Here is a 16,773-nt window from a genome sequence, read left to right as displayed (position 1 = left end):
ATGAGCGCTAGGTTAGTGTTAACATGGGCAACTCCTTAGCCTTTTTCCTTAAATAAAGGAGGAAAAATTAGCGCCAAGCTGGGAGCTGCCTTAATGAACTTATCCAATTATATGCATTTTTATGATTGGATCAATAAAAGCACATGCAATTGCAAATGTTGCTTCTATACTCAATTCTGACGTATCAAGCAAGTGGGCGTTTTTTGCCGGTTTTAGGGGGCTTTGTTTGCGTGTTATATCGCGACTGTCTCGCTGTTCAAGATCGCTAAGTATTTCATGGTAATTTGCTTGCCCCCCCTTTTCTAAAATTTCTTGGTAACGACGTTTGGCACGTATCTGAACATTGGCTAGAACATAAAACTTGATATCAGCATCAGGACAAACGATCGTGCCAATATCTCGCCCATCAAGCACACTTCCAGGTAAAGTTTTGGCAAAATTACGTTGTTTTTCGATAAGAATTTTACGTACAGCAGGATTAATCGCTATCTTTGAAGCCGCTTCACCAAGTTCATGAGAAGAAAGAAAAGCAGGATTTAAACTATTAAAATCAAGTTCTTTAGCATAAATGATAGCATTTTTTTCATCATTAAGAGCCAATTTTTGTTGTAAAAGCGCATGAGCAACACCACGATAAGTAAGCCCTGTATCCAAATGATGAAGATGATAATGTGCAGCAATTTTGCGAGCTAAGGTCCCTTTACCTGAGGCAGCAGGTCCATCAATGGCAATAACAAAAGGCTTCAAGCGATTTTTCCCCCAAGCTGTTTTATAAAAGGAATAAATTCTGGAAAGCTCGTAGCAATCATGCGTTTATCATCAATGGTAACAGGCTTTTCTGATACAAGCCCAAAAATGAGAAAACACATAGCAATTCGATGATCAAGATGTGTGGTAACATGTCCACCCCCCAAACCTTTAGCAGAACCTTTCCCATAAACAACGAGAAAATCTTGACCTTCTTCACAGTCTACGCAATTAATTTTTAATCCTTGTGCAACAGCAGACAGCCGATCTGATTCTTTAACACGCAATTCTTCAATTCCTAGCATCACTGTTTTGCCTTCAGCAAAGGCTGCTGCAACCGCCAAAGCAGGATATTCATCAATCATCGATGGAGCACGTTCCTTCGGCACAGTAACACCTTTGAGGATCGATGATTTTATCCGTAGATCGGCAACATCCTCTCCACCTGTTTGGCGTTGATTCAAAAATTCAATTTGAGCGCCCATTTCCCACAATGTTTCGATAAGTCCTATTCGAGAATTGTTTATCAAAACATTTTCAATGGTGATATCAGAATCTTCTACAACAAGGGCTGCAACAATTGGAAAAGCAGCAGAAGAAGGATCTCCGGGAATATGAATCGTTTGTCCAGTAAGATGAGGAAAACCATTAAGATGAATCAAACGCGCACCTTCTTTATCTCTTTCTATTTCAAGTTTAGCACCGAATGCTTTTAACATTTTTTCCGTATGATCACGTGTGAGAACTGGTTCAATAACCGTTGTAATGCCAGCGGTATTCAGTCCAGCGAGGAGAACCGCTGATTTAACTTGAGAGGAAGCTATTGGAACACGATAGCGAATCGGATTAGCCATTTTGGGACCATAAAGCGTTAAAGGAAGGTGATCGCCATCTGTTGCTTCAATTTCCACCCCCATAAGACGCAGTGGATCGAGGATACGTCGCATGGGACGTTTAGAGAGAGAAGCATCACCCGTAAAAGTTGTTTTCATATGATAGGGACCAACCATTCCCATAATCAAGCGAGCACCTGTTCCAGAGTTTCCAAAGTCTAAAGGTTTTTGTGCGGCTAAGAGACAACCATTCCCTGTTCCTCGTATGATCCAGAAGTCGTCTTTCTTAATCATACAGGCGCCCATAGCCTTCATAGCAGCAGCTGTATTGAGTACATCAGCGCTTTCAAGTAATCCGTGGATATATGTTTCACCATTTGCTAACCCTCCCAGTATAAGAGAGCGGTGAGAGATTGATTTATCTCCTGGTATTCGAATTTTTCCAGAGAGACTACTCGATTTATAGGCCGTTATAGGGATTGCTTTTTGCATGGAAATTCTATTTAATTCTATCTAACCTTTATGAAATTATGCATCCTTTAGCACATGCTTTAAAGGGCGTCATGAAAAAATCTGCGTGGAACAGTGTATTTATCTTTGACAAAGGCATTATTTTTCGATTAAGCACCATAAAATTTATCTTTTAATGGAATAGAATTAATCAAAGAGGCACGGTTTATGGCAAAACAGGAACTTGGAACGAAACGTGTTGATCCAGAAACAGGAAAAAAATTTTACGATCTAAATCGCGACCCTATTGTGTCACCTTATACAGGAATCTCTTATCCGCGTTCTTATTTTGAGGTTGCGGCAGCTGAAGCAAACAATGAAGAAGAAGTAGATACTGAAGAGCTTGATACAGCACTTGAAAAGTCTGCTTTTATGCTTCTTGAAGAGGATGATGACGGTTCTAAAGATGACGATCTTCCTGATTTAGAAGATAGTGATGTGGATCTTGGTGATGACGATGATACATTTTTATCTCACGATGAGGACGATGAGGATGATGACGTTACCGATATTCTCGGAGGCGGCGTTTCTAATGATGACGATGCTTAAAAGAAGTAAAAGAAAATATCTTTTCTGTTAAATGCAAATTCTTCTTGATCTTCAATTTTTATCGTTTTAAAAAAATTGAAATTATAGGCTGTCTTTTGGGGAAAAATTTGTTTTTAGGGGCTATAGCTCAGCTGGGAGAGCGCTTGCATGGCATGCAAGAGGTCAGCGGTTCGATCCCGCTTAGCTCCACCAAAAGAACCAACTCTTCTATCAAGAAGAATCAATTTGGGAAGTTTATGTGCTTTGTAACCTTTCCTGTGGTGTTGTATAGCCTGTGTTTTAACGCTCTTATAATGCCCTTTTAATTGTTCGTTGGATTGTAAATTTTACTTTCATGACAATAAAAAGCGATATTATATTTTAGAATTTTTCTTCAGCGCTCTCTAGTATTTCGCCCAGAGTCAAAAGCGAGTGCCAAATGGAGGATTGTGTTCATTGTAAATTTTTCGAACAAAGGGGAACAAAAATATCGAGAGTATCTTCAAATGTATTGTATACTGCAAAAGTGTTCTGTCATTTTAGTTTATTAAAAAAATAACAACTTATTTCATTTCGACAATTGGACAAACGATACAACCTTATCACCCTATAAGAAATTTTGCTCTCAAATTAATTTTATCCCATCAATTCCTTAATTGGGATTTTCAAAAATCTTCCCTAATGCCATCCACATCTCCTTAATTGCTGTTCATAGAGCCTCGATATTCTTGCCATGCGCTGTGCTGCCTGTGAAAGCGCAGCATTAACATTTCCACCACTCCGCGCATAAGCGCCATGCCCCATATGATAATTTAGATAAAGGCTATAGGCATCATCAAACCTCACTCCATTGCGTTGAACACTTTGACGATGATACCAAGCAACAAAATCAGCAGCATCTGCAAAATTAGTACGCCATGCAAAAGACTTTCCTGTAGAGCGCAGATACATTGCCCATGTACTGTCAAGCGCTTGAGAATAACCATAAGCTGTCGATCGACGCTTCCATGGAATAAAACCAAGTAGTTTTTTGCGTGGAGGACGTGCATTACGACGAAAGCCCGATTCCATATTAATGGTCGCAAGAATAATAGGCATAGGAATTCCATAGCGCCTTTCTGCTCTTTGAGATGCCCTACCCCAATTGTCAAAAAAACCATTTTTTTGTGCTAGAATAGCACAAGCATTGTTTGTGTGGAGGGGAGTAGTTGTTGCACACCCCCCTAGCAGAAACACCAGTGCCCCTAAAAACAAAAGGTGTCGCATATTCCCTATTCCTCTCATTTAAGAAATAAAACAAGATAGAGATACTAAAAAATTATTACCAATCAATAAAGAACATGATCCTAACTTGTGATCGTTGAGAAGCTTGATTTACTTTATTCTTCATCAACCAAACGCAATATTTGCGACTGAGTTGATGTTGTCATTTTTGCTGGTTCAGAATAATTTTCTTTTAATTCGACAGTTTCAATGCGATTTGCCCGTTTCATAATTTTAGAGGACGATATTAAAATTCCCTCTATATCTTCTCCTGCTTTGTGAAAGTGCTTCTGTAGTGCGCGAACACGGCTATCCATTCGTCCAAAATCTTCCATCAATTTTGCTACTTCTGATTGAATTAAATGCGCTTGTTCACGCATCCGCGCATCTTTCATAATGGTTTGTACAACTTGGACAGAGAGCATCAACAAAGACGGTGAAACAATAATCACATGGGCTCTATTGGCTTTTTGTACCAATGGCTCAAAATCCTCATAAATTGTCGCAAAAATCGATTCCGATGGTACAAAGAGAAAAGCGGTGTCATGGGTTTCTCCAGGAATTAAATATTTTTGCGCAATATCACGGATATGGACTTCCATATCCGTGCGAAATTGGCGTTCTGCCTCTTGACGTTCTTGAGCTGTTGTTGCTTTACGCATGGTATTCCAAGCTTCCAGAGGAAATTTAGCATCCACAACAAGAGAAGGCGCTTTATTTGGCATGTGAATGAGACAATCTGGCCGCTTTCCATTTGAAAGAACAGCTTGAAAAGCATAAGAATTTAGTGGTAGAGCATCAGCAATAATTGCTTCCATCCGCCCTTGACCAAAAGTACCACGCGTCTGCTTATTGCTTAAAATGGATTGCAGTTGAACAACTTGTCCCGTAAGTGACTGAATATTATTTTGCGCTGCATCAATGACCGCTAAACGCTCTTGCAAACGATTTAAATTCTCATAAGTTGATTTTGTCTGTACCTGAAGTGTTTGACCTATATTGGCTGTCATGCCATTGAGTTGCTCACTGAGTGACTTATTCAATTCAGCCTGTCTTTGACCGAAAATTTCAGCCATCGTTTGCATTCGCCCTTGCATTTCAGCTTGTGTTTTGAGCAATGTAGCCATCTGCTCTTGTGCCTCACGCGCACGCTTGGCAACTTCACTTTCCAAAAATGCCTTTTTTCGATGAGAATAAATCAACATAAAAAATGCTAAGCAAAGGAGTATCAATAAAAGCAGGGCGCTCAGTTTCGTAAACGACTCATCAGCAAGTATAAAAGAAAAAAACGAATCAAACATGAGAAGTAATATAACGCCCTCATCATAAAAAAGCGCAAGAATTTGTTATTCAATATTGACCCATAACAAAGCATTGATTAATCTATTCCGCATGCCAATAAAATCTTTAGTGACTTTACCAGATCCGATTTTACGGGAAGTATCCAAACCCATCGACCAAGTCGATACAGCTCTCCAGAAGCTCGCGGATGATATGCTCGAAACTATGTATAATGCTAAAGGTATTGGTCTTGCTGCTATTCAAATTGGCATACCACTACGCATGTTGGTTATAGATGTCTCTGGAAATTCTGAAGATAAGCAGAAAAAGCCCTTTGTTATTATCAACCCTGAGATTTTATGGCTTTCAGATGAGCGCAATATTTATAAAGAAGGTTGTCTTTCTATTCCTGACTATTTTGCGGAAGTTGAACGCCCTAAACGCCTGCGTATTCGCTATCAAAACCGTGAAGGAAAACAGACAGAAATTGAAGCAGATGACCTCTTGGCAACTTGCTTACAGCATGAAATGGATCATTTAGATGGGCGTCTTTTTATTGATTATATCTCAAAAATCAAACGCGATATGGTGATACGAAAATTTAAAAAACGCGCAAAAGAAAAAAATACTCAGGAAGCAATTTTGTAATGGCATTACGGTTGAGTTTTATGGGAACACCGAATTTTTCTGTTCCCATTTTGCATGCTTTATTGGATGCGGGGCATGATGTTGTTGCTGTTTATAGTCAACCTCCTCGCCCAGCAGGGCGTCGTGGTCTTAAACTCATCCCCTCACCCGTGCAAAATGCAGCAGAAGAAAAATCTATTCCTATCTTTACGCCTCAAACACTCAAAACAGCCGAACAGCAAGCCCAATTTGCAGCATTTTGTGTTGATGCTGCTGTTGTGGTTGCCTATGGACTCCTCTTACCGAAAGCTATTCTTGAAACACCGCGTTTTGGATGTTTTAATGCCCATGCTTCGCTTTTACCACGGTGGCGTGGTGCTGCACCTCTCCAGCGTGCGATTATGGCTGGAGATAAGGAAACGGGGATAATGATCATGAAAATGGATGAAGGGCTTGATACAGGGCCTATTGCCCTCTCACGCTCTATTCCCATCACTGATACCACCACCACAGATGAACTTTCAAATAAGCTTTCATATATCGGTGCAGAACTTATGATAGAAGCTCTATCAACTCTGGAAAAAGGACAACTCAAACTGACTCCCCAATCAGAGGAAGGCATAACCTATGCTGCCAAAATTAAAAAAGAAGAAACCCGTATTGATTGGACAAAACCTGCAGAAGTTATTCATAGGCATATTCGTGCGCTCTCTCCCTCTCCTGGCTGCTGGTGCAATATGAATATCGGTGGACGAGAAGAACGCGTAAAAATTCTTGGAAGTTGTTTAATAAAAGGTCCTTCTCTTGAAATTGGGCGGATAGAACCAAATTCTTTGATTGTCCATTGTGGACAAGGGCGCCTTGAAATAACCCATCTACAAAGATCTGGTGGTAAAGTCCTTGAGAGCGCAACTTTTTTACGAGGCGCTCATATTTCTGCTGTTTTTTAATATGCCCCGTTTTAAACTTACTCTTGAATATGATGGATCAAATTATGCTGGCTGGCAGCGTCAAACAAAGCTTCACACGATACAAGGAGCTCTTGAACAAGCGATTTTTCGCTTTAGTGGAGAACAATTAACCATAACAACAGCAGGACGAACAGATGCAGGGGTGCATGCGACAGGACAAGTTGCGCATGTTGATTTCATAAAAAACTGGCCTTCATATACTGTACGGGATGCGCTCAATGCTCTTTTGCGTCAACAGAGAGAAGCCATTTCAATTTTAAACGTAGAAAATGTCCCTGATGACTTTGATGCACGATTTTCTGCTATCAAACGCCATTATCTTTTTAAAATTCTCAATCGTCGCTCTCCACCAGCCTTAAATGCCAAACGTGTGTGGTGGTTGCCAAAGCCTCTTGATGCTGAAGCGATGCATGAAGCCGCTCAAAAGCTTGTAGGACAACATGATTTTACAACTTTCCGTTCAGCACATTGCCAAGCCAAAAGCCCTATTCGAACCCTTGAACGCCTCGATGTGCAAAGAGAAGGTGAAAAAATCTTCCTTTATGCGCAAGCCCGCTCTTTTCTTCATCATCAAATTCGTTCATTTGCAGGAAGCCTCATGGAAGTGGGGATTGGACGTTGGACAGCTCAAGATCTTGAAGCAGCTCTTCATGCTAAAGATCGTAAACGTTGTGGTGTTGTTGCTCCCCCTTCAGGACTTTATTTAACCAAAGTAGAATATTAACTGTCTCACAAAAATGGCTTTTTCAAAAGAAATTAAGGCAATTTATAAAAAGAACGAATTTCTTTGAAAGCTTCTGCTGCTGTATTGACAAATTTCACCAAATTAACATCCGTAGGAGCGATTGTACCTTGCGAAGCCAAATATTCAAGATTGATCGCATTGCTCCAAAATTCTTTGCCAAACAATAAAATTGGTACCTGTTTCATACGTCCTGTTTGTATTAAAGTTAACGTCTCAAACAACTCATCCAAAGTCCCAAATCCTCCAGGAAAAATAGCTAATGCTTTTGCCCGTACTAAAAAATGCATTTTTCGCATCCCCAAATAGTGAAAATTGAAACACAAATGCGGAGAAATATATGAATTAGGCTCTTGCTCATGCGGTAAAATAATATTCAAGCCAACCGTTGGCGCACCAACATCACAAGCACCACGATTTCCTGCTTCCATAATCCCTGGTCCGCCTCCTGTGACAACCACAAATTCACGGTATTCTGTTTTTGCCGAATAGAGGGAACACAAACGTGCAAATTCTCTTGCTTCATCGTAATAATGTGACATAGCGCACAAATTTTTCTTTTGTGTTTCATTTTTTGCAGCCCACGCTGCTTGCCCAGGTTCAGGAATACGTGCACCACCGAACAAAACAACTGTTGATTGAATATTATATTCTTTAAGTGTTATTTCCGGCTTTAAAAATTCAAGACCAATACGTTGTGAACGCAGCTCTGGACGCATCATAAAATCTTGATCGATATAGGCTAAACGATAAGTCGGAGAACACATTTGCGCTGAATTAGAGACTTTATGGATCTGTTGTAGAGCTTCCTTCGTATGAAGAAGGGGAGTCCAATTTTCTCGTTCTTCTTTTCTTTTTTCTTTACAGCCCTTTTTCATGCACCTGTCCTACTTTCTCATCGTTTTATTGACTGAAAACATTTCTTCGCGTAGGTCATAGAGAATAAATCTTGAAGCTTTCAACTTGTTTAACGGAACTTTCGTCATGACCCATCTCACACAACTTGAAATCATTATCGAAAAAGCATTTGATGATCGCGATTCTATTAATACTACCACAAAAGGTGAAATTCGTGAGAGTGTCGAACACACATTGAACCTTCTTGATAAAGGTGAAATCCGTGTTGCAGAACGGCAAAAAAATGGACAATGGCATGTTCATCAATGGTTGAAAAAAGCTGTTCTGCTCTCTTTTCGCCTCAATACCATGCAAATTATTGCTGGTGGAATCAATGGAACACATTGGTGGGATAAAGTTCCCTCAAAATTTTCTGGTTGGAAAGAAGATGATTTTCAAAAAGCGGGGTTTCGTTCTGTTCCTGGAGCGATTGTACGCCATTCTGCCTATGTTGCACCAAACGTCATACTCATGCCATCCTTTGTTAATCTTGGTGCCTTTATTGATGAAGGAACAATGATTGATACATGGACAACCGTTGGTTCTTGTGCACAAATTGGTAAACATGTTCATCTTTCTGGTGGTGTTGGGATTGGAGGTGTTTTGGAACCTCTGCAAGCAAATCCAACAATCATTGAAGATCATTGCTTTATTGGTGCACGCTCTGAAATTGTTGAAGGCTGTATTATTCGTGAAGGGACTGTTTTAGGAATGGGAGTCTTTATTGGGAAGTCTACAAAGATTATTGATCGTACAACAGGGGAAATTTTTATCGGTGAAGTACCAGCCTATTCGGTTGTTGTTCCAGGATCTCTCCCTGGAAAACCACTCCCAAATGGTGAAGCAGGCCCAAATCTTTATTGTGCTGTTATCGTAAAACGGGTTGATCAAAAAACACGAGAGAAAACATCCATTAATGAGCTTTTACGTGATTAGACACACTGTTAATTTATAATGATCATTCATTGTTTTTCAACTTGAATAACACTATAAAATACAAGGATTCTCTTATTTTAAATCCTTTCATGATGAATCTAGTCATTCTCATTTCCTTGCACGTTACAAATGCCGTTAGTGTAGGGGAAAAAATACTTTAAGAAAAAAGCAAAAATGCCTTTAATGAATTCTCTCAAGTGCCAAGGATTATCATAACATTTTGCACTGGAAAAAAGTATGATGGGTGAACCTTGTGTCTTTATGAGGCGGAAAGAAAGTGATGCCAAATGGTGGGTTTTATATCATTCACAATCGATTTTGCATTATACCTTTCACGGTCCCCATTATAAAACGGAGTTTGATACAGTGAGAGATGATTCTTTAAAACAAGAACGTAAACGTGCAACACAAATGTATTTTGTTTAAAATATTCTGTTTTACGTGAGAAACATGACACTATCACGCAAGACACAAAAGTGTGAAACACTTTACAATCTCCATTTAAAAGTGTTCTTAAAAAACTGAACTCATCGACAAAAGCAAGAGCGCGATCAATGAGAGAAAATGTTTCTTTTTTCATCATTTATTCATTTTAAGCGCTTGAATAAAGGCCGACTGAGGAATTTCTACCTTTCCAAATTGGCGCATCCGCTTTTTACCTTCTTTTTGCTTTTCCAAAAGTTTGCGCTTACGCGTTACATCGCCTCCGTAACATTTCGCTGTTACATCTTTACGCAAAGCACGAATCGTTTCGCGCGCTATAACTTTACCACCAATAGCTGCTTGAATTGGAATCTGAAACATATGCTGGGGAATAAGATCTTTCAGTTTTTCACACATGGAACGCCCGCGCTTTTCTGCAATCGTGCGGTGCACAAGCATCGACAATGCATCTATAGACTCTCCATTCACCAAGATAGACATTTTAACTAAATCCCCCTCTGCATAATCCGTCATCTGATAATCAAAAGAAGCATACCCCTTTGAGATTGATTTTAGGCGATCATAAAAATCAAAAACCACTTCATTGAGTGGTAAATCATACGTCACCATAGCACGCGTTCCAACATAGGATAAACCAACCTGTATTCCACGCCGCTCTTGGCACAGCTCTAAAATTGACCCAAGATAACTATCAGGAGTCATGATTGTCGCTCGGATCCACGGTTCTTCGATAGAAGAAATTTTAACCACATCAGGCATATCCGCTGGATTGTGCAACTCTTTAACAGAACCATCATTCATATTCATGCGATAAACAACTGAAGGTGCCGTCGCGATTAAATCCAAATTAAACTCACGCTCTAATCGCTCTTGAATAATTTCAAGATGAAGAAGTCCCAAAAAACCACACCGAAAACCAAACCCCAAAGCTGCAGATGTTTCCATTTCAAAAGAAAAACTCGCATCATTTAAGCGTAATTTTCCCATGGCTGCACGCAAATCATCAAAATCGGCAGCATCAATTGGAAAAAGTCCACAAAAGACAACGGGTTGCGCAGGCTTAAAACCTGGCAAAGCATTTTCACAGGGACGACGCTCTTCAGTAATCGTATCGCCAACCCGTGTATCGGCTACCTCTTTGATAGAAGCAGTGATAAAGCCAATCTCGCCTGGGCCTAATTCATCAATCTGCACCATTTTAGGTGTAAAAACCCCAACGCGCTCAACAGGATATTTTGCCCCTGTCCCCATCATACGAATGGTTTGGCCTTTTTTTAACACTCCATCAATGACTCGTACCAAAACGATTACACCAAGATATGCATCATACCAGCTATCAACCAACATTGCTTTCAAGGGATTTGCACCATCGCCTGTACGTGGAGGTGGTAATTGTGTAACAATTGCCTCCAAAACATCAGGAACACCCAAACCTGTTTTTGCTGATATTTCTACCGCTTGAGATGTATCAATACCTATCACATCTTCAATTTGTTCTTTAACACGCTCAGGTTCTGCTGCTGGAAGATCAACTTTATTGAGTACAACAACCAATTCATGCGAATTATCAATAGCTTGATAAACATTTGCTAATGTCTGTGCCTCCACCCCTTGACTCGCATCTACCACCAACAGAGAACCTTCACACGCTGCCAGTGACCGCGAAACTTCATAAGCAAAATCCACATGACCTGGTGTATCCATAAGATTTAAAATATAGGTTTCACCATTCTTTGCTTTATAGTGCAAACGTACCGTTTGTGCCTTAATGGTAATCCCACGTTCACGCTCAATATCCATGGAATCAAGCACTTGTTCTTTCATCTCACGTGTGTCAAGCCCCCCTGTTATTTGAATCAAACGATCCGCTAAAGTGGACTTGCCGTGATCAATATGCGCCACGATGGAAAAATTACGAATATAATTACGATCTATTGTCATATAAGGCGATTTAGCAAAGAATAATACAAAACGCAAAGACCAATTATGTCTTATCTAGAACCTTTCAAAAGAATATTAACCAAAAGAGCTTCTCAAAACATGAACTTCTCATAACCTAAAAAATAAGGCTTTTATCTACTAAATTAAATACCAAAGGGACCTAAAATGATCTTTTTGCACCTTGTTTGATGACTCATCGGCTGGATAAGCCGGTATGTGTTCCATCACACACTTTGCCAACCTCCAATGTTGCGATAGTCCTTAATATTTGAAAGAATTTATAGAAGGCATGCCGTTTTTATGCAATTTTAACCACATGGTTCCCGTTTATGACATGTAAGCAAATGATTTGGATTAATTTAATATGAAAAACATTTGAAATGAGAAAATTTTAACAGTCTTCAGAGTTCTAACTCAATATGAATAATGTTATATTATCATTATAAATCAATATGTTGCATGAACATCGGGTGAACGCGTATATCACTTAAACTTTCGATAAAATTTGCGAGAAATGCTTTTTATTTGTATGCAATAATTTGCCTTTTTAGCAATCTTATATAAAATAAGTGTGTGTTGAAAGGGATCGTCTTCTTTTTAACGTTTAAAACTGTAGAAATAAGCTCTATTGTATAGAGTTTTTATGTATTTTTTGTACAACTCCTTTCTTCCTCCATTAAAGATAAAAACATCAACTCTCTTCGATCAATTGGATAATACATTGATTTATAATGAATTAATTATTGTTTTGCAATTTAAATGAAAACGCTGCAAGCAAAAAACGCATGCAATAAAATCATGATAGAAAAGGTGCATCGCTAATCAATTTTTTCAATTGCTTTATTTTTTTTACGCCATTGTGAAGGTTGTAATTCAGCCACAATGATCCCAATCAAAATCAGTAAGCCGCCTAATAAAGCTAAAGGAGATAAATGCTCTCCAGCCAAACGCCCAACAATACCAGCCCATACCGGTTCACCTGCATAAATGAGTGTCGCACGCGTAGGGGAAATAGACTTTTGTGCCCAATTCATAGCCAATTGAATAATAGCACTCATTAATGCCAATCCCATACCAACACTAAACCATACCCACGAAAATGCAGGAATGCTTTCACCCATCAAAGGCATACAAGCAAATGAAAAAAAACCACTAAAGAATAACTGAATAATGGTCACACGCCGACTATCAACCTTGTTGGCAAAAATTCCGATGAGTATGACTTCTCCAGCAATCGCTAAAGCGCCCAACAAAGTCAAAATTTCACCTTTTGAAAAATCAAAACTTCCCGGCTTTTGTCCTGAAACAAGGACAAGCCCAATAAAAGCGAAAATAATACCAACCCAACAGGCAAAACGGGGAGGTTTTTTAAAAACAATCCATTGCAAGATTGGAACCATCGGAACATAAAGCGCTGTGATAAAAGCCGACTGACTACTAATAATCGTTTGAAGTCCAGCTGCTTGAAAAGCATAACCAAAAAACATGGATAAACCAATTGCCATCCCAGCGAAAACTTCATAAACAGTTATACCTTTTATAGAGCGCCAAAAAATTGCTCCACATATGAGAGATGCAACAATAAAACGAAATCCAACAAAAAACAGAGGACCGCTATAGCGTACCGCAATGTGAATGACTAAAAATGTAATCCCCCACAATATTGTTGCAGCAAATATTGCCAATTCTGGTTTACTTAATAAAGGATATTTAAACTGTTTTATATTCGTCATGAAAGGCCTTCTTCTCCAATTTTCCGCACAATTTATGAAACAATAAGCGTTCCAACTCCCTGTTCGGTAAACAGCTCTAGTAAAACAGAATGAGGGGTTTTTCCATTTAAAATGACAACACCTTCCACACCATTTTGAAGGGCTTTCACACAAGTTTCTACTTTTGGAATCATGCCTCCTGAAATTGTTCCATTTTTGATAAGTTTCTCAGCTTCAGAAACCGTCAATTCTTTTAAAAGTTTGCCCTGTTTATCCAAAACACCAGGAACATCCGTGAGGAATAAAAGACGTTTTGCCTCTAATGCACCAGCAATAGCTCCAGCAAAAATATCAGCATTAATATTATAGGTTTTACCATCCCGACCTGGAGCCACAGGAGCAAGAACTGGTATCATTTCAGAACATGCTAAAAGATCCAGCAATGTACGATCCACTTCAACAGGCTCACCAACAAAACCCAAATCTAAAACACGTTCAATATGCGAATCAGGATCAATGACAGTTCTATAAGCCTTTTCGGCAAAAACCATATTGCCATCCTTACCGCACAGCCCTATTGCCCATTCACCCTCAGCATTGATGAGAGCAACAATTTCCTTATTGATGGAACCCGCTAAAACCATTTCAACCACTTCAACGATCCGCTCATCGGTTACCCGTAAACCGTTTTCAAATCGTGATTCAATCCCCATTTTCATTAAAATTTCAGCAATCTGAGGCCCTCCACCATGAACTACAACAGGATTAATCCCCGATTGCTTTAATAGAGCAATATCACGCGCAAATGCTCGTCCCAAAGCAGGATCACCCATAGCATGACCGCCATATTTTACTACAACCGTTTCATTTTCGTATTTTTGCATATAAGGTAAAGCAGACGATAAAAATGCTGCTTGTTTTTCCAAAACATCTACAGCCCCGTTTTTAGCATCATCCATTAATAGAGCCTCCTCATCATTTTTTACCCTCTCTTAAGTAGAATTTAGGAAAAATGAAAACAATAAAACAAAGCTTTATTCTATCTTTCCCCCTGAAAATCATCAATTTCCCTGTAAATTACGAAAAAGTAATAACGAGATGAAACAAGAAAACAACTTCCTCAAATAAAATTAATAGCAAAAAATTAAACAAAATAAGCGCAAAAAAAACGCCACTATTTTATGATCTTATGTATAAAGTTGAAAAGCAAAACTTTTAAGCTACGCTGTACATTCAACTCACGAGTTTACCCTTATCGGTAATTAACAATGAATAGAAGTATATACAAGCATTGATTTTATAAGATAAAATTAAAATTTTCTTATAATAATAAAATCAATAAATTACCGACATAGAAATCGCTCAATTGCTTTATTTATATCTTATCTAAAATAGAACCTATAAAATCAATCATGAGAAATTACATTATTCGAAATAAGATAGATTGCCTAACAGCTTTTTTAGCCTTACTTGATAAGATTTTGCCATTTTAAAATTTCTTATTATGGAGCTTTTAAAAAGAGTTTTGAGTAAAAAATCACAGACAAGAAAGATAAACACAAAATTTGGGACCTTTCCTTTAAAGAAAAAGGTTCTTAAGAGGTTTTGCCTGTAAAAAAATCTGGATTCTTACTGGATTGGTTCCACCTGATAGTCGCTCATGTGATTTATTCACATAAGACTCTACGAACAAGCCTCATAACCTCCCACTTCTAAAAAAACACTTCATGTGCACAAGAGGCTTACATAGCTTGTATTACCCCCTGAAATGATGATTTTTTATGGCACAAAAAGATAAATGCCGTTAACACTGGAAATATTTCAGTCATTCAATGCATCCTTCTATGGATAAGCCCTTTTTAAAATGTTATAGACATTCAAAAGAAAGACTTATCCATAAAATGTAAAAAACTCTGCGCAGCAGGAGCTTACACTTAAATTAATTGTTTCTCTTTTTTCTTTTCAAACCAAAAGAATGCTTCTCAAAGATGATAAGACAATCGAAAGTTTAATGAAAATAACCTTCCTAAAATGTTTTCTCATTTACTCTGAAAACATTCACCTATTTTAACCAGAAATATTTTCAAAAAATTCTTTCATCCGTGAAAAAAAACCATGTGATTGTGGTGAATTCTCATGATTGGAAAGCTTTTCAAATTTTTGCAATAGTTCACGTTGTTCTTGCGTAAGTTTCTGCGGTGTCTCAATCGTGATATGGATATAAAGGTCACCCCTTGCTTGCTGACGACGCAACATGGGCATGCCTTTGCCTTTAAGGCGGAATTGACGTCCATTTTGTGTCCCTTCTGGGATCTTAACACGTGCTTTAACACCATCAAGGTCAGAAACTTCAAACTCTCCTCCTAAAGCCGCTGTTACCATCGAAATAGGAACGCGACAGTGAAGATCTGCTCCTTCTCTCTGAAAAAATTCATGCGGTTTAACGGAAAGAAAAATATAAAGATCACCATTGGGACCGCCACGAATACCAGCATCACCCTCACCAGAAAGACGAATACGTGTTCCATCTTCAATACCAGCTGGAACATTCACGCTTAATGAACGTTTTTTCTCTACGCGTCGTGTCCCCTGACATTTGGGGCATGGATCCGTAATCGTTTCACCACGTCCATGACATGAAGGACATGTTCGCTCAATAGAAAAGAAGCCTTGTGCAGCACGCACTCGACCAGATCCATGACATGTCCCACAAACTTGCGGACTAGAGCCCTTTCTCGCTCCTGAACCTTCACAAACATCGCACGTAACGGAACTAGGAATATTAATTTCTGCAGTTTTTCCTGAAAATGCCTCTTCTAAAGTCACTTCCATATTATAACTCAGATCTGCACCACGCTCGCGACCATCACCACGCTTACGGTGTGCACTTCCCATCATCTCACCAAAAAAATCCTCAAAAATATCAGCAAATCCACTACCGGCAGCAAAACCGCTAAAAGGATTGCCTCCCCCTTGACCACCGCTATTTTCAAAAGCCGCATGACCAAATCGGTCATAAGCAGCACGCTTTTGGGGATCTTTAAGAACTTCATAGGCTTCGCCAATTTCTTTGAATTTTCGCTCTGCCTCTTTATCCCCGGCGTTGCGATCAGGATGATATTGCATTGCCAACTTACGAAAAGCAGATTTCAATTTTTTATCATCACATTCACGAGTTACGCCAAGAATTTCATAATAGTCAACCTTCATCATGTATTCCTGATAGTTTTTCTATCATCCATCTTTATGGATAATATCGCTTTTAATTTATATTTTTAGCAACAAACTTGCAACTTATCTCAAATAATAAAGCCCAGCCTTATATTTCAAAGGCCGGGTTT

At 38.9% G+C, this 16,773-nt stretch carries 15 protein-coding genes and 1 tRNA gene; 7 read left to right on the top strand and 9 right to left on the bottom strand.

Annotation, left to right across the window (positions count from 1 at the left end):
- Positions 1-99 precede the first annotated feature (99 nt).
- Together cmk and aroA are read right to left on the bottom strand one after the other, a co-directional pair.
- Positions 100-747 carry a (d)CMP kinase gene (gene cmk / locus PVV70_RS02420; protein WP_273757437.1) on the bottom strand — a complete coding sequence of 216 codons (648 nt, stop codon included), beginning with the start codon at positions 745-747 and terminating at the stop codon, positions 100-102.
- Positions 744-2,072, bottom strand: a complete 1,329-nt coding sequence (aroA, locus tag PVV70_RS02415; RefSeq protein ID WP_273757438.1) for a 3-phosphoshikimate 1-carboxyvinyltransferase — start codon at positions 2,070-2,072, stop codon at positions 744-746. Before aroA ends, cmk begins: the two co-directional genes overlap by 4 nt.
- A gap of 186 nt (positions 2,073-2,258) precedes the next feature.
- On the opposite strand from aroA, the gene PVV70_RS02410 reads away from it, so the two are divergent.
- Both PVV70_RS02410 and PVV70_RS02405 read left to right on the top strand, forming a co-directional pair.
- Positions 2,259-2,639 carry a TIGR02300 family protein gene (locus tag PVV70_RS02410; RefSeq protein ID WP_273757439.1) on the top strand — a complete coding sequence of 127 codons (381 nt, stop codon included), beginning with the start codon at positions 2,259-2,261 and terminating at the stop codon, positions 2,637-2,639.
- Positions 2,640-2,755: 116 nt separating this feature from the next.
- Positions 2,756-2,831: transfer RNA gene (locus tag PVV70_RS02405), tRNA-Ala, on the top strand.
- A 465-nt stretch (positions 2,832-3,296) separates the two neighbouring features.
- On the opposite strand, the gene PVV70_RS02400 is transcribed toward PVV70_RS02405, so the two are convergent.
- Both PVV70_RS02400 and PVV70_RS02395 read right to left on the bottom strand, forming a co-directional pair.
- Positions 3,297-3,884, bottom strand: a complete 588-nt coding sequence (locus PVV70_RS02400; RefSeq protein WP_273757440.1) for a hypothetical protein — start codon at positions 3,882-3,884, stop codon at positions 3,297-3,299.
- Between the two features lie 113 nt (positions 3,885-3,997).
- Positions 3,998-5,182, bottom strand: a complete 1,185-nt coding sequence (locus PVV70_RS02395; protein ID WP_273717475.1) for a DNA recombination protein RmuC — start codon at positions 5,180-5,182, stop codon at positions 3,998-4,000.
- 91 nt (positions 5,183-5,273) lie between these two features.
- On the opposite strand from PVV70_RS02395, the gene def reads away from it, so the two are divergent.
- The 3 genes from def to truA are packed head-to-tail and all read left to right on the top strand — an operon-like array spanning position 5,274 to position 7,484.
- Positions 5,274-5,810, top strand: a complete 537-nt coding sequence (gene def, locus PVV70_RS02390) for a peptide deformylase (protein ID WP_273757441.1) — start codon at positions 5,274-5,276, stop codon at positions 5,808-5,810.
- Positions 5,810-6,739, top strand: coding sequence for a methionyl-tRNA formyltransferase (gene fmt / locus PVV70_RS02385; RefSeq protein WP_273757442.1), 930 nt, complete (start codon positions 5,810-5,812; stop codon positions 6,737-6,739). The genes def and fmt overlap by 1 nt, the downstream gene beginning before the upstream one ends.
- A 1-nt stretch (position 6,740) precedes the next feature.
- A complete protein-coding gene (truA, locus tag PVV70_RS02380; protein WP_273757443.1) occupies positions 6,741-7,484 on the top strand; it encodes a tRNA pseudouridine(38-40) synthase TruA in 744 nt (247 codons plus the stop codon).
- A 32-nt stretch (positions 7,485-7,516) separates the two neighbouring features.
- Here truA and PVV70_RS02375 read toward each other — a convergent pair whose 3' ends face one another.
- A complete protein-coding gene (locus PVV70_RS02375; RefSeq protein ID WP_273757444.1) occupies positions 7,517-8,380 on the bottom strand; it encodes an LOG family protein in 864 nt (287 codons plus the stop codon).
- 106 nt (positions 8,381-8,486) lie between these two features.
- On the opposite strand from PVV70_RS02375, the gene dapD reads away from it, so the two are divergent.
- Complete coding sequence (dapD, locus tag PVV70_RS02370; protein ID WP_273757445.1) at positions 8,487-9,335, top strand: 2,3,4,5-tetrahydropyridine-2,6-dicarboxylate N-succinyltransferase; 849 nt, start codon at positions 8,487-8,489, stop codon at positions 9,333-9,335.
- 237 nt (positions 9,336-9,572) lie between these two features.
- Complete coding sequence (locus tag PVV70_RS02365) at positions 9,573-9,761, top strand: hypothetical protein (RefSeq protein WP_273757446.1); 189 nt, start codon at positions 9,573-9,575, stop codon at positions 9,759-9,761.
- Between the two features lie 153 nt (positions 9,762-9,914).
- Here the strand turns inward: PVV70_RS02365 and lepA are convergent, their stop codons facing one another.
- The 4 genes from lepA to dnaJ form a co-directional block, all read right to left on the bottom strand.
- On the bottom strand, positions 9,915-11,720 hold the full coding sequence (lepA, locus tag PVV70_RS02360; RefSeq protein WP_273757447.1) for a translation elongation factor 4: 1,806 nt from the start codon (positions 11,718-11,720) through the stop codon (positions 9,915-9,917).
- 818 nt (positions 11,721-12,538) lie between these two features.
- The gene (locus PVV70_RS02355) at positions 12,539-13,453 is read right to left on the bottom strand and encodes a DMT family transporter (protein WP_273757448.1); all 915 of its coding nucleotides are present in this window, start codon (positions 13,451-13,453) and stop codon (positions 12,539-12,541) included.
- Between the two features lie 32 nt (positions 13,454-13,485).
- Entirely contained in the window at positions 13,486-14,391 is a 906-nt protein-coding gene (gene argB / locus PVV70_RS02350; protein ID WP_273757449.1) for an acetylglutamate kinase, read from the bottom strand.
- A 1,108-nt stretch (positions 14,392-15,499) separates the two neighbouring features.
- Complete coding sequence (gene dnaJ / locus PVV70_RS02345) at positions 15,500-16,642, bottom strand: molecular chaperone DnaJ (RefSeq protein ID WP_273757598.1); 1,143 nt, start codon at positions 16,640-16,642, stop codon at positions 15,500-15,502.
- Between the last annotated feature and the right edge of the window lie 131 nt (positions 16,643-16,773).

The sequence above is a fragment of the Bartonella sp. AU55XJBT genome, assembly GCF_028618525.1.
The sequence above is the reverse complement of the archived record's forward strand: the minus strand, read 5'-3'. Positions and strand labels throughout refer to the sequence as shown.